At 63.3% G+C, this 12,266-nt stretch carries 12 protein-coding genes, 1 pseudogene and 1 riboswitch; of the genes and pseudogenes, 9 read left to right on the top strand and 4 right to left on the bottom strand.

Going from position 1 to position 12,266, the window contains the following annotated elements; all coding sequences use genetic code 11:
- Nucleotides 1-139 precede the first annotated feature (139 nt).
- Entirely contained in the window at nt 140-667 is a 528-nt protein-coding gene (locus tag C8J39_RS13225; RefSeq protein ID WP_120300860.1) for a GNAT family N-acetyltransferase, read from the top strand.
- 9 nt (nt 668-676) lie between these two features.
- On the opposite strand, the gene C8J39_RS13230 is transcribed toward C8J39_RS13225, so the two are convergent.
- Both C8J39_RS13230 and C8J39_RS13235 read right to left on the bottom strand, forming a co-directional pair.
- Nucleotides 677-877, bottom strand: coding sequence for a hypothetical protein (locus C8J39_RS13230; protein WP_056487663.1), 201 nt, complete (start codon nt 875-877; stop codon nt 677-679).
- Between the two features lie 117 nt (nt 878-994).
- Nucleotides 995-2,956, bottom strand: coding sequence for a glycoside hydrolase family 127 protein (locus C8J39_RS13235; protein ID WP_120300861.1), 1,962 nt, complete (start codon nt 2,954-2,956; stop codon nt 995-997).
- 168 nt (nt 2,957-3,124) lie between these two features.
- Between C8J39_RS13235 and C8J39_RS13240 the strand changes: the two are divergent.
- The 8 genes and pseudogenes from C8J39_RS13240 to C8J39_RS13275 all read left to right on the top strand — a co-directional run.
- Nucleotides 3,125-3,570: pseudogene (locus C8J39_RS13240) on the top strand (sterol desaturase family protein); the annotation flags it as partial.
- A complete protein-coding gene (locus tag C8J39_RS13245; RefSeq protein WP_120300966.1) occupies nt 3,467-3,856 on the top strand; it encodes a DUF2141 domain-containing protein in 390 nt (129 codons plus the stop codon). The pseudogene C8J39_RS13240 and the gene C8J39_RS13245, both read left to right, overlap by 104 nt.
- A gap of 90 nt (nt 3,857-3,946) precedes the next feature.
- A complete protein-coding gene (locus C8J39_RS13250) occupies nt 3,947-4,789 on the top strand; it encodes a MipA/OmpV family protein (protein ID WP_107954165.1) in 843 nt (280 codons plus the stop codon).
- A gap of 389 nt (nt 4,790-5,178) precedes the next feature.
- Complete coding sequence (locus tag C8J39_RS13255) at nt 5,179-6,171, top strand: ferritin-like domain-containing protein (protein WP_120300862.1); 993 nt, start codon at nt 5,179-5,181, stop codon at nt 6,169-6,171.
- 49 nt (nt 6,172-6,220) lie between these two features.
- Complete coding sequence (locus C8J39_RS13260) at nt 6,221-7,243, top strand: ferritin-like domain-containing protein (protein WP_120300863.1); 1,023 nt, start codon at nt 6,221-6,223, stop codon at nt 7,241-7,243.
- Nucleotides 7,244-7,319: 76 nt separating this feature from the next.
- Nucleotides 7,320-8,192 carry an outer membrane protein gene (locus C8J39_RS13265; RefSeq protein WP_243649965.1) on the top strand — a complete coding sequence of 291 codons (873 nt, stop codon included), beginning with the start codon at nt 7,320-7,322 and terminating at the stop codon, nt 8,190-8,192.
- A 400-nt stretch (nt 8,193-8,592) separates the two neighbouring features.
- Nucleotides 8,593-8,702, top strand: a riboswitch (TPP riboswitch).
- A gap of 39 nt (nt 8,703-8,741) precedes the next feature.
- Nucleotides 8,742-10,658 carry a phosphomethylpyrimidine synthase ThiC gene (gene thiC / locus C8J39_RS13270; protein ID WP_120300864.1) on the top strand — a complete coding sequence of 639 codons (1,917 nt, stop codon included), beginning with the start codon at nt 8,742-8,744 and terminating at the stop codon, nt 10,656-10,658.
- Between the two features lie 113 nt (nt 10,659-10,771).
- Entirely contained in the window at nt 10,772-11,545 is a 774-nt protein-coding gene (locus C8J39_RS13275; protein WP_132833436.1) for a DUF5677 domain-containing protein, read from the top strand.
- 42 nt (nt 11,546-11,587) lie between these two features.
- On the opposite strand, the gene C8J39_RS19320 is transcribed toward C8J39_RS13275, so the two are convergent.
- The gene (locus tag C8J39_RS19320; protein WP_120300866.1) at nt 11,588-11,878 is read right to left on the bottom strand and encodes a type II toxin-antitoxin system RelE/ParE family toxin; all 291 of its coding nucleotides are present in this window, start codon (nt 11,876-11,878) and stop codon (nt 11,588-11,590) included.
- Nucleotides 11,875-12,240 (bottom strand): hypothetical protein, encoded by a 366-nt coding sequence (locus C8J39_RS13285; RefSeq protein ID WP_120300867.1) that lies wholly within the window; start codon nt 12,238-12,240, stop codon nt 11,875-11,877. Before C8J39_RS13285 ends, C8J39_RS19320 begins: the two co-directional genes overlap by 4 nt.
- Nucleotides 12,241-12,266 lie beyond the last annotated feature (26 nt).

The raw sequence follows: 12,266 nt of genomic DNA on the forward strand, positions 1-12,266 counted from the left end.
GGGTAGGGGGACTGGCCTCCGCAAACCGGAACGTCAGTGGCTCAAGCGGGCCAACCCACCCCCAACCCCTCCCTTCCAGGGAGGGGAGAGTGCGCGGCAACGGATATCCCTCTATCCAAATCCGCCTTAGTCAGTACGAATGCCCACATCCGCCCCCAAACTCACCACCGCTCGCCTCACCCTAACCGCCCACGCCGCCACCGACCTCGAAGACTGCGCCGCGATGTGGACCGACCCGCGCGTCTACACGATGATCGGCGGCCAGCCGCGCACCCGAGAGGACGTCTGGATCCGCCTCCTCCGCTCGATCGGCCAATGGACGCTGTTCGGCTACGGCAGCTGGATCGCCAGAGAAACTGCCACAGGCAACCTCATCGGCGAACTCGGCCTGATCGAAGCCCGCAGAGCCATCGACCCCTCGATCGACGCAACTCCAGAAACAGGCTGGACGCTGACCGGCGATGCGCAAGGAAAAGGCTACGCCTCCGAAGCGCTCGCGGCGATCCTCGCTTGGACCGACGCGCGCATCCCCGCGACGACCTGCATCATAGACTCCGCCAACGCCCCCTCGATCCGTCTCGCGGAACGGCTAGGCTACCGCCTGCGCACCACGGGGACCTACCGAGACGCCCCGATCCTGATCCTCGACCGAGCCGCGGCGTCGTAGAGCCCAGCGCTATTTCTGCGCAGTAACCACCGGAGTCTGCACCGACGCGATCGGCATGGGATCGCCCGCCCGATCGTAGAACGCCATCAACACCAGCCCCAACGCCAATATACTCCCCGCGATCACATAGATCAGGCTCTTATGATCCCTGCCGGAATTGGCGCTGGTATTCGTGCCGGTATCCCCGCGCGCGGCGTTTTGATGTGCCATGCATCTCTCTCCGTATTGGCAGGTCGTCCTGCTCTGGAGAGGGAGGCTATCAGGTTTCGCCGCACTGCATAGAGGCTAATGCAAGCGCATCGGACGTGCGGAAATACACCGCCCGACCTACGCCAATCCCGGCGCGATCGGCCAGTAGGTCGCATACCGTTCATGTGCGACGCGGAAATACGGCACCATCCGCACCGGCTGCCGGTCCGCCGCGAGGATCGTGAACTCCAGCGGCTGGTCCCCCGCGCGCATCTTCTCCGCAATCGTATCGGGATCGCCCGCCAGCGTCGGCGGCGTGAACGGCGCGGCATTATATTCGCCATATTTGCGCTCGTTGACGATGATGTCCGATCCCGGCGCCAGCCCCTCGCGCCCGAAGCTCCCCGCCATCACCAGCGGCCCATAGGTGAACGCGACGATATCCGGCGCCGCCGGCGATCGCTCGACTCCGGCGCGCATATCCAGCCGCATCTCCACCGTATCGCCGTCGCGCCACCCCCGCGCCAATTCCAGATACCGCCCAGGACTGGTCGACCGCACCGCCTCGACCCCGTTCACCAGCACCACCGCGGTCCGGCTCCACCCCGGATGGCGCAGCTTCAGCGTCAGCTCGGCCGGACGCTTCAACGTCCAGCGCAGCGTCGCCGCCGCGGTGTCGGGGAACGCCGTCACCTGCGTCAGCACCGCGTCCTTGTCCTTCCACCGCACCGCGGAGGGCACGAACAAATTCACGTACAGCGCGCGGTCATCATGGAAATAGATCGAGTCGCGGTATTTGACGTGGTTTTCCATCCCCGTGCCGGTGCAGCACCAGAACGAGTTCTCGGGCGTGTGATACAGCTTCATGTAGCCCGGCCGCGCACCCTGGAAGTACGTCGCCATGCCGCTGTCCGGGTCCTGCGACGCGAGAATCCCGTTATACAGCGTCCGCTCGTAATAATCGGCATAGCCCGCCTGCGGATCGTGCAGGAACAGCGCCCGCGTCAGCTTCAGCATGTTGTGCTGGCAACACGTCTCCGATCCCTTCGCCGACAGGACATGCTCGGCGAAATCGGCGACCGGAAAGAAATGCTCGTTGTCGCCGTGCCCGCCGGTCGCGAACGACCGCGTCAGCGCCACCGTCTTCCAGAAGAATTCGGACGCATCGCGGTACTCGGGCTTCCCCGTCACCTCCCACACCCGCTGGAAGCCGATGATCTTCGGCACCTGCGTATTGGCATGCAGCCCGTCGAGATGGTCGCGGCTCTTGGCCAGCGGCGCGAGGATCGCCTTGTGCGAGAACCGCTCCGCCATCGTCCGATACTCGGCGGTCCCGGTCATCGTGTAGAGATCGGCGAACACCTCGTTCATGCCGCCATGCTCGGTATCCAGCATGGTCTCGAACTGCGCATCGCTCAGCGGCCGGCTCGCGACCACCGCCCAGTCGGCCAGCCGCAGCAGCACCGCGCGCGCCGTGTCGCTGTCCGCCAGCAATGTCGCATCGCGCAGGCCTGCATACACCTTGTGCAGCGTGTACCAGGGTACGCCGGTGATCGGATCGCCGCGCAGATGCGCCGCCACCAGCGCCGGCCCGTCCGGGAACGCGCAGACAAGCCCGGTCCCCGACGCCGCCTGGCACGCTGCCAGTTCGCGCGCGATGTGATCGATCCGCGCCTTGAACCGCCGGTCGCCGGTCGATCGATAGGCCAGCGCACACGCGGACAGATAATGTCCCAGCGTATGCCCGTGGCAGTTGATGTCCGCCCACAGCGGATCCGATTCCCAGCCGCCATAGACCGGTGCCTTCGGTGCCAGCCCGGCATTGACCCGGAAATTGTGGAGCATCCGGTCGGGTTGCAGCGCGAGCAGATACGCCTCGGTCTTGCGCTGCGCATGCAGGAACGGCCCCTCGCCAAGCGTGACGTCGGCCAAATCGAACGCCTGCAACTTTGCGGTCGGCACCGTCGCCGGCACCGCACTCTCCGGCACGAACGCAAACGCCTGAGGACCGATCGACAGGGAACCCACGGTCAGCGCCCCGGTCGCGACACCCGTCAGGAATTTCCGGCGGGATTGGCCCCCGCGGCACAGTTCGACCATAACGACACCCTCTCGTGCTCTCATTATTTGTCTGAGTAGCAGGCGTGTCGTGCTGGCGAAAGAGGCTGGGGACGCTCACCGCCTTCACGGCACACAATGCGCGCCGGCGAACCGGGGCAAGACCATTGGCGACGTCTCGCGGCCCCTCTGGCCCCTGGTCGAGGCGACCCGATCGAGCCGATCACCGGCGCTGTGGTAATTCCGCTACGGGTGCGGTTGATTCCGATCAACATCGGCGCGCCGGGTCTGGTACTGACGATCACGACGGTTATGGGGTAACCATCGCATGAGGTGGGGAGGTTTTCCCCCGGTTCATGTGGCGGGGCGCATGGGGCGGCTGGCTGATCACGGCGAGCCATCATCGGCGACATCACGAACGACACGGGTGCAACTATGGCCTCTATTTCCGCTTTTGGGATCGGCTCTGCGGCACCGACAAGCAACGCGGCGATCTTGCCGGCGCGCATGCGAAAGCGGCTGTTCGTCGTGGCGGCAGCAACGACGTGGGCGATGCTGTCGGCGGCGGCGCCCGTCACGCGGCTCGACGTCCAGGTCGACAATCTCCGCTCGTCGAAGGGGATGATCCGGATCTGCCTCACCGCGGACCCCGATAATTTTCCGGCTTGCGTCGACGATGCCAAGGCACTGACGCGGACGCTGCCCGCCAGCATCCACGCCACCAGCTTTTCGGGCCTGCCGCAGCGAGGCTATGCGCTCGCGATCATCCATGACGAGAACAGCAATGCGAAGCTCGATACGATCGCGGGCATCCCGCGCGAGGGCTATGGGTTCTCGCGCAATGCCGCCGTCCGCTTCGGCCCGCCGCGTTTCGATGCCGCCCGGTTCATGCTTGCCGGTGATGCCGAAATGCAACAGGTAAAAATGCGTTACATCTTCTGACCGATCGCAGCGGACCGAAAACGGTTTTACCGCGTTGCGACGTGGAACCTTTTTCTCCGGAGCATTTCCTTGCGCGCATTCACCCTTCTCATGTCTGCCGCAATCGCGGTGCTGGCAACCGCCACCCCGGCGCTCGCCCAGACCGATCCGAACCCGTCGCCAACGATCACCGACCCTCGCGACAACAACCGTATCACCATAGCGGTCGGTGCGGTGTCGATGCCCGATTACGAGGGTGCGGACAGCAATTCCTTCACCCCCGCCGGCGCCATCGTCGGCACGGTGCGCGGGCATGACTTCTTCCTCCGCGGCACGCAGCTCTATTTCAACCTGATCCCGAACACGGGCGAAGTCGGCATCAACTACGAAGTCGGCGTCATCGGCGGCATCCGCCGCGATCGCACCGGCGACATCGACAACCGCCAGGTCCGCGCACTAGGCAAGATCGATACCGCGTATGAGCTGGGCGGCTATGTCGGCATCGGCAAGACCGGCGTCATCACCAGCGACTACGACACGATCACCGCGCGCGTCGCGTATGTCCACGACGTCTCGGGCACCTATGACAGCTACGTCATCACCCCGCAGGTGAACTACACCACGCCGCTGTCGGTTCGTACGCTCGTCTCGCTCGGCGTGTCGGCGGATTATGCCGGCAAGGGCTTCGGCCGCACCTACGCGGCCGTGACGCCGATCGGCTCGCTGAACAGCGGCCTGCGTACCTACGACATCAACGACAGTGGCTTCCGTCGCGCGAACGCCTCGCTGTTCGTCGTGCAGAGCCTCTCGGGCGATCTGCGCCACGGCTTCGGCGTCGGCGCGGGCGTCCTCTACGGTCGCATGCTCGGCAAGTATAAGAACACGCCGATCGTCGCCGACGTCGGCGATGCGGACCAGTGGCTCTACGCCCTCGGCCTGACCTACACGTTCTAAGCTATCGATTTCGGCGGATCCGGCTCGGCCCGATCCGCCGAACGCGTTACCTCTGCTCCCTTTACCGTAGGGAGAGAGAAGGGGCCTGCCGGGCGTTTTCCGGAGGACCAGGGAAAGGTGAAGCCGGCATCCAGCCGCCACCAAAACCCCAATCATCGCAAGCAGGTAAGCCTCTCTGCCGGGTCGTGAAATTTATTTCATCGCACCCCCTTGAAGCGTGCATCCATTCTTCATCCGCGTACGTTCCTCGCCACGGACGGCTTTTTTTATGTCCGTAATTGAGCGCGTTACGAGCGGGATTCGAGCAATCGGCCTGATCGGGGCATGCCCCGTTGCGCGACTGCCGCAGAGCATTTCGACGTCCGCAACAGCAAGGGGAGGACCCTGATATGACCGAGAGCGTGCACCTGATCGAAGCCCTCGATGCGCGAGTGGAACGCCGCAGCGAGCGACGTGAATTCTTCAAGACCGCGCTGGGCGCCGCTGCGATGACCGCAGCCGGTGCGACCGCGCTGTCCTTCTCCACGTCGGCGTCGGCACAGACCATCACCGATGCGGACGTCCTGAACTTCGCACTCAACCTCGAATATCTCGAGGCGCAGTTCTATTCCTACGCCGCCTACGGCACCGGCCTCGACAACAGCCTGCTTAGCGGTACCAGCACGCAGGGTGCGGTTCGTGGCGGTCGTCAGGTCAACTTCAGCGATCCGATCGTGCGCCAGTACGCGCGTGAGATCGCGCAGGACGAGATCGCCCACGTCAAGTTCCTCCGCACCGCACTCGGCTCCGCCGCCGTCGCACAGCCGGTGATCGACGTCAGCGTCTCGCCGACCAGCGCGTTCTCGCTCGCGGCACAGGCTGCCGGCCTCGTCCCCGCCGGCACCGCGTTCGATCCGTACGCTTCGGACGAAGCGTTCCTGCTCGGTGCGTTCATCTTCGAAGACGTCGGCGTGACCGCATACAAGGGCGCTGCCCCGCTGCTCACCAGCAAGGCCTATCTCGAAGCCGCTGCCGGCCTGCTCGCGGTCGAGGCGTATCACGCCGCGATCGTCCGCACGACGCTGTACGGCAAGGGCATCGCGACCCCGTCGCTGCGCCAGTCGGCGGACGCGATCTCGAACGCCCGCGACAGCCTCGACGGTACGACCGATCTCGATCAGGGCATCTCGCCCATCTCGCAGACGCCGATCAACCTGAGCACGACGCAGGCCGCGGTCACCGCGTCGAACATCGTTCCGCTCGATGCGAACGGCGTCGCCTTCAGCCGCTCGGCCAGCCAGGTGCTCAACATTGTGTACCTCAACAAGGGTGCGGCGTCGGCAGGCGGGTTCTACCCGAACGGCATGAACGGCAACATCAAGACGAGCATCGCGGCAAGCTGATCGGTCGTCCGATCACCCGCTCTTCTTCGATATTCAGGGGATTAACCCAATGACCGATCTCAATACCAAGCTGGAAATATTCGACGCGATCGCCAGCCGTCGCAACGAACGTCGTAACTTCCTGCGCTTCGCCGGCGGTTCCGCACTCGCCATCGGCGGCGCTACGCTGCTCTCGGCATGCGGCAGCGACGATTCCGATCTCGCACCGACCCCGACTCCGGGACCGGCGCCGGTTGCGGCACTCAACGACGCCGACGTGCTCAACGTCGCACTGAACCTCGAATATCTCGAAGCGCAGTTCTACGCGTTCGCGGCATTCGGTGTCGGCCTCAACGCCAACATGCTGACCGGCATCGGTACGCAGGGTGCCGTCACCGGCGGTGCACAGGTGCCGTTCCAGGACACCGTCGTCCGTGAATACGCGCGCGAAATCGCGATCGACGAAGTCGCACACGTCGCCTTCCTGCGCTCGGCGCTCGGCAGCGCCGCCGTCGCCCAGCCTGCGATCGACATCTCGGTCGGCACGGCAGCCGCTCCGGGTGCGTTCACCGCGGCCGCACGTGCGGCTGGCGTCATCGGTGCGACGGGTGTGTTCAACCCCTATGCCGACGACAACAGCTTCCTGCTCGGCGCGTATATCTTCGAAGACGTCGGTGTGTCGGCCTACAAGGGCGCAGCACCGCTGATCGCCAACAAGACCTATCTCGAGGCGGCCGCCGGCATCCTCGCGGCAGAGGCGTATCACGCAGGCCTGATCCGCACGATCCTGTATCGCAAGGGTCTGCAGACTCCGAACCCGATCCCGTCGCTCATCACTGCCGCGAACCAGATCAGCGACGCGCGCGACAGCCTCGACGGCTCGAGCGATATCGATCAGGGCATCACCGGTACCGATGCGACGATCTCGAACATCGTGCCCACCGACGCCAACGGCCTCGCCTACAGCCGCTCGGTCGCGCAGGTGCACAACATCGTCTACCTGACCAACACCGCAAAGATCGGCGGGGGCTTCTTCCCCAACGGCACGAACAACCGTCTCGATTCGCTGCGTACCAGCGGCGCGAACGCGTGATCGCGACGATCGTCTGAAACATAAACCTGGGGTCGCGGCGCATGGGAGCACCGCGACCCTTGTTTGGGGAACGACCATGAAAAACCTAACGAAGCTCACCATGCTCGCCGGTCTCGCCGCCGCGGGCATTTTTGCCGTTCCGGCCGCCGCGCAGGACATGACCACCGACAGCAATCCGTTCTCGGGCGTCTACATCGGCGCGGCCGGCGGCTATGACGTCCAGCCCAATGACGTCGGCTCGTCGATCCTGTTCGATCGCAACAACGACGGCAATTTCAGCGACAGCGTCAACACCATCACCGGCGCCAACGCCTTCTCGCCGGGCTTCTGCAACGGCTCCGCCCGCACCGCGGTGCCAGCCTATGGTTGCCGCAACGACGATGACGGCTGGTCGTATTACGGCCGCGCAGGCTTCGACGTGCAGCGCGGTGCGTTCGTGGTCGGCATCGTCGGCGAATTCGGCAAGTCCGAGATCACCGACAGCGTCGCCGCCTTCTCGACCACGCCCGCCAGCTACACGATGGCGCGCAAGCTGAAGTGGGAAGGCTCGGCCCGCCTCCGCGCCGGTCTCGCCGCGCGCAACACGCTGTTCTACGCCACTGGCGGCGCCGGCTATGCCAAGATCGACAACCTGTTCTTCACCACCAACACTGCCAACGCGTTCGCAGCCACCGGTTCGGACAAGAAGTGGGGCTATGTCGGTGGCGGCGGCATCGAGCAGAAGCTGACCAAGAACATCTCGATCGGCATGGAATACACCTACCACCAGTACAAGGACGACGACGCCCGCGTCCTCGTCACGGCTGGCAGCGCGATCACCGGCAGCCCGGTCCTGCTCGCGAACAACCCGTTCGTCCTCGCCCCCAACACCGCCGGCACCACCTTCCGCCGCAGCGACGAGAACTTCCGCTGGCACTCGCTGCGCGGCACGGTGAACTTCCGGTTTTAAGCGCAGGGCGGCTTGCGCCGACCAGGCGCAAGACTCGCCCAAGCCCGGCCAGCGCAGCAAAGCTCGCCACAAGGCGTAGCTTTGCTGCGACTGACGGCGCGCGGAGTCAGATGAAAGGCCGTTGCCCCAACCAGGGCAGCGGCCTTTTCTCGGTTCAGCAAGCGTGCGCTCGCCGTCAAAAAACCAACATCCACATTGCCACCACCCCGGCGAAGGCCGGGGCCCAATTGGAAAGGTGGATATAACGAAGCACATCGCGTCGTTATCGCCGTCCCCCAATTGGGCCCCGGCCTCCGCCGGGGCGGAGCCTTATCGAGCGTTGCGATGATCATTGAACTTCGCACACCCAGCACCCAAGCCCCCAATTCCCCATTGCACCCCACCCCCAGCCCCCTATGCTCACCCCACCCCGGGGGAGCGCTTATCCGCGCTTGAGAGGAAGGCAGGAGCCTTCGACCCGCTGAACCTGATCCGGTTGATACCGGCGGAGGGAGGGAGCGGTCGCCACAGAACCGCAATCCTTGCTCCGAGACCCGTAGGAGCAAGCGCATGGCCATCGATACGCAATCCAAGACCGCAGACATCGGCGTAACCACCGGCCCGATCCGAGGCTCCCGCAAAATCCACGTCGCGGTCCCCTCCAGCCCAGACGTCCGCGTAGCGATGCGCGAGATCGTCCTAGACCCATCCTGCAGCGAGCCCCCGTTACGCGTCTACGACACCAGCGGCCCCTACACCGACCCCCGCGCGAAAATCGACATTAATGCCGGCCTCCCCCAACTCCGCCGCGCCTGGATCGAAGCCCGAGGCGACGTGGAATCCTACGAAGCCCGAGAACTCCGCCCCGAAGACAACGGCCAACTCGGCCCCGACCGTTCCGGCGGCGTCCCCCAGTTCCCCGCCACCATCAAGCGCCCCCTCCGCGCGCGCGCCGGCGCCAACGTCAGCCAGATGCACTACGCGCGACGTGGGATAATCACCCCGGAGATGGAATACGTCGCCACCCGCGAAAACCTCGGCCGCGCCATGCTGAAAGACTACGCGAGAGACGGCGAATCCTTCGGCGCAAGCATCCCCGACTTCGTAACGCCCGAGTTCGTCCGCGACGAGATCGCCCGCGGCCGCGCGATCATCCCCAACAACATCAACCACCCCGAATCCGAACCGATGGCGATCGGCCGCAACTTCCTCGTCAAGATCAACGCCAACATCGGCAACTCCGCGGTCGCCAGCAACGTCGCCGCCGAAGTAGACAAGCTCGTCTGGTCGATCCGCTGGGGCGCGGACACGGTGATGGACCTCAGCACCGGCCGCAACATCCACGACACCCGCGAATGGATCCTCCGCAACTCGCCGGTCCCGATCGGTACCGTCCCCATCTACCAGGCGCTCGAAAAGGTCGGCGGCGTCGCCGAGGACCTCACCTGGGAGATCTTCCGCGACACGCTGATCGAGCAGGCCGAGCAGGGCGTCGATTACTTCACGATCCACGCCGGCGTCCGCCTCGCCTACATCCCGATGACCGCGAAACGCGTCACCGGCATCGTCTCGCGCGGCGGCTCGATCATGGCGAAATGGTGCCTCAGCCACCACAAGGAGAGCTTCCTCTACGAGCGCTTCGACGAGATCACCGAGATCATGAAGGCGTACGACATCGCCTACAGCCTGGGCGACGGCCTGCGCCCCGGCAGCATCGCCGACGCCAACGACGAAGCGCAGTTCAGCGAACTCTACACGCTAGGCGAACTCACCCACCGCGCGTGGAAGAGCGACGTCCAGGTCATGATCGAAGGCCCCGGCCACGTGCCGATGCACAAGATCAAGGAGAACATGGACAAGCAACTCGAAGTCTGCGGCGAAGCACCCTTCTACACGCTGGGGCCGCTCACCACGGACATAGCCCCCGGCTACGACCACATCACCAGCGGCATCGGCGCCGCGATGATCGGCTGGTACGGCACCGCGATGCTCTGCTACGTCACGCCCAAGGAGCATCTAGGCCTCCCCGACCGCGACGACGTCAAGGTCGGCGTAGTAACCTACAAACTAGCCGCCCACGCCGCCGACCTCGCCAAAGGCCACCCCGCCGCCCAGATGCGCGACGACGCCCTCAGCCGCGCGCGCTTCGAGTTCCGCTGGAGAGACCAGTTCAACCTCTCCCTCGACCCCGACACCGCCGAACAATACCACGACCAGACGCTACCGGCTGAGGGTGCCAAGACCGCCCACTTCTGCTCGATGTGCGGCCCGAAGTTCTGCTCGATGAAGATCACGCAGGAAGTGCGCGACTTCGCGGCGAAGCAGAACGCTCCGGCGGATACGTTCCTAGCGGCCGACGTCGATCAAACCGACACCGACCGAGCGATCTTCGCCAAGGGCTCCCATGCCGACGCCGAAAAGGGCATGGCTGACATGAGCGAAAAATTCCGCGAAAAGGGCAGCGAGATATATCTGCCGGCGGAGTGAGATTTTGAGAATATCACAAAAAGCCTTGGATGAATGCGAGCCCTTGTTCCAAGGTTTTTTGGAGCACCGAGACATTATATCGATTTTTAGAAGCGATCTGTTTGATGCTGTTGGTGAGGATCGCGATCTATATTCTGAAACTGTACGCGTTCACCGCCTATCAATTTGATCTAGCGCTAGGAGCATACTGTCTATTAGTGAACGGGCTGGTGTGGGACTCGGAGATCGTGCTCCGTTCGTTTTATGAAACCGTCGTGAAGTTCTTCTTTTTGTCGACCGCTTCAACCGAAATTCGTGGCGGATTACTAAAAGAATTTTGGGAGGTGCTGCTTGCCATTTACGATGCCAAGGGCGCCGAAAAAGCAAAGTCGCCGGAAAAGCTTGCCCGCTCCCAAGGGCGCATCGATGATGCCCGTATTTTTGAGTTCTTGCAGCGCCCGGAAAACTTTTCAATTGAAGGGCCGGGTAACAGGCAATTCAGGAAGAGCGTTGAGCAAAAATGGTCGTTTTCTAAGATCGTTGATGTATTGAATAGGGGTGGTGATGGCCATCAGAAAATATCACGGATCGATGCGATGTTTCATAATTATGGGATGGCCAGTCATCTATCTCACGCAAGCCCGAAGGTGTTCGATCTTCTAGAAGATCGTGCAACCCGAGGCGAGGATCTCGGTCTCTTGGAGGTCGCCCATGTGGGGCGAATGCTTTCCGATATTGTGTCGCTGACAGTTTTTTCTTTGCATCAAGTTCGGGTTTCGCTGTTGGGGATCATGCCAATGGCGGATATCCTGGTTAAGGCTTATTCTAGAATGTCGGATCTGACCAAGCCGTACCAAGAGGCCTTCCAGCGCTCACAAGATGATTTATATCGTGACCCGTCTCAGTAGGTCGCAATCTAAGCGGAGCTCTTTTGCAAGCGAATGCGCGAGTTACCGTTTTGGTAATTCCAGCGTTATTCGGGCCACATGCACGACCCGTACGATATCCACGCTGGCGCGCTCGACCCGATACAACACGAGGTAGTTGCCAACCGTAATGCTTCTTGCGCCAGCCCCGATCTCAGGCCGAGCCGGACCACTTTCGGGATAGTCAGCCAGCCGAGCCATACTCGACGCAAGTCGCTCGACCAGTCGCGTTGCCGCATCGGGATCGTGCCGTGCGATATACAGCCATATGTCGTCGACATCGCGTATCGCCTGCGGGAGGCGACGGATCTTCATCCGTGCTTGCGAACCGCCTCACCAGACCGGCCACTGCGGCGTGCGATATCTGCGGCATTGAAATTGCCGTCGACGGGAGGGCCACTGCCGATACCCTGAGCCCAGGACCGGCGCAGGGCACCAAGCGTATCGTCGTCGCGATCTCGGCGCGCAGTCATGTCCGCCATCGAGTCGTCAGCCGGTTTCGATGCAAGGCCGTCCTCGATCGCAGCATTCGACGGCGCTAGTTTCCTAGCATCATCCATGTTGCGCGTAACAAGATCAGCGACATAGGCGTCAAGACTATCATAGCGACCTTCGGCGACTTGCCGCTCGGCCCAAGCCATCAGCTCGTCAGGAAGGTCTACACTATTCTGTGCCATGTCCGATCCTATGCATTTGCGGGGTA

The organism is Sphingomonas sp. PP-CC-1A-547, from assembly GCF_003610375.1.
GTDB lineage: Bacteria > Pseudomonadota > Alphaproteobacteria > Sphingomonadales > Sphingomonadaceae > Sphingomonas.

Excerpts from the sequence above, each read along its gene's own strand:
- C8J39_RS13225 (WP_120300860.1), top strand. The coding sequence starts at position 140 with ATGCCCACATCCGCCCCCAAACTCACCACCGCTCGCCTCACCCTAACC.
- C8J39_RS13230 (WP_056487663.1), bottom strand. The coding sequence starts at position 877 with ATGGCACATCAAAACGCCGCGCGCGGGGATACCGGCACGAATACCAGC.
- C8J39_RS13235 (WP_120300861.1), bottom strand. The coding sequence starts at position 2,956 with ATGGTCGAACTGTGCCGCGGGGGCCAATCCCGCCGGAAATTCCTGACG.
- C8J39_RS13245 (WP_120300966.1), top strand. The coding sequence starts at position 3,467 with ATGCTGTCGGCGGCGGCGCCCGTCACGCGGCTCGACGTCCAGGTCGAC.
- C8J39_RS13250 (WP_107954165.1), top strand. The coding sequence starts at position 3,947 with ATGTCTGCCGCAATCGCGGTGCTGGCAACCGCCACCCCGGCGCTCGCC.
- C8J39_RS13255 (WP_120300862.1), top strand. The coding sequence starts at position 5,179 with ATGACCGAGAGCGTGCACCTGATCGAAGCCCTCGATGCGCGAGTGGAA.
- C8J39_RS13260 (WP_120300863.1), top strand. The coding sequence starts at position 6,221 with ATGACCGATCTCAATACCAAGCTGGAAATATTCGACGCGATCGCCAGC.
- C8J39_RS13265 (WP_243649965.1), top strand. The coding sequence starts at position 7,320 with ATGAAAAACCTAACGAAGCTCACCATGCTCGCCGGTCTCGCCGCCGCG.
- thiC (WP_120300864.1), top strand. The coding sequence starts at position 8,742 with ATGGCCATCGATACGCAATCCAAGACCGCAGACATCGGCGTAACCACC.
- C8J39_RS19320 (WP_120300866.1), bottom strand. The coding sequence starts at position 11,878 with ATGAAGATCCGTCGCCTCCCGCAGGCGATACGCGATGTCGACGACATA.
- C8J39_RS13285 (WP_120300867.1), bottom strand. The coding sequence starts at position 12,240 with ATGGCACAGAATAGTGTAGACCTTCCTGACGAGCTGATGGCTTGGGCC.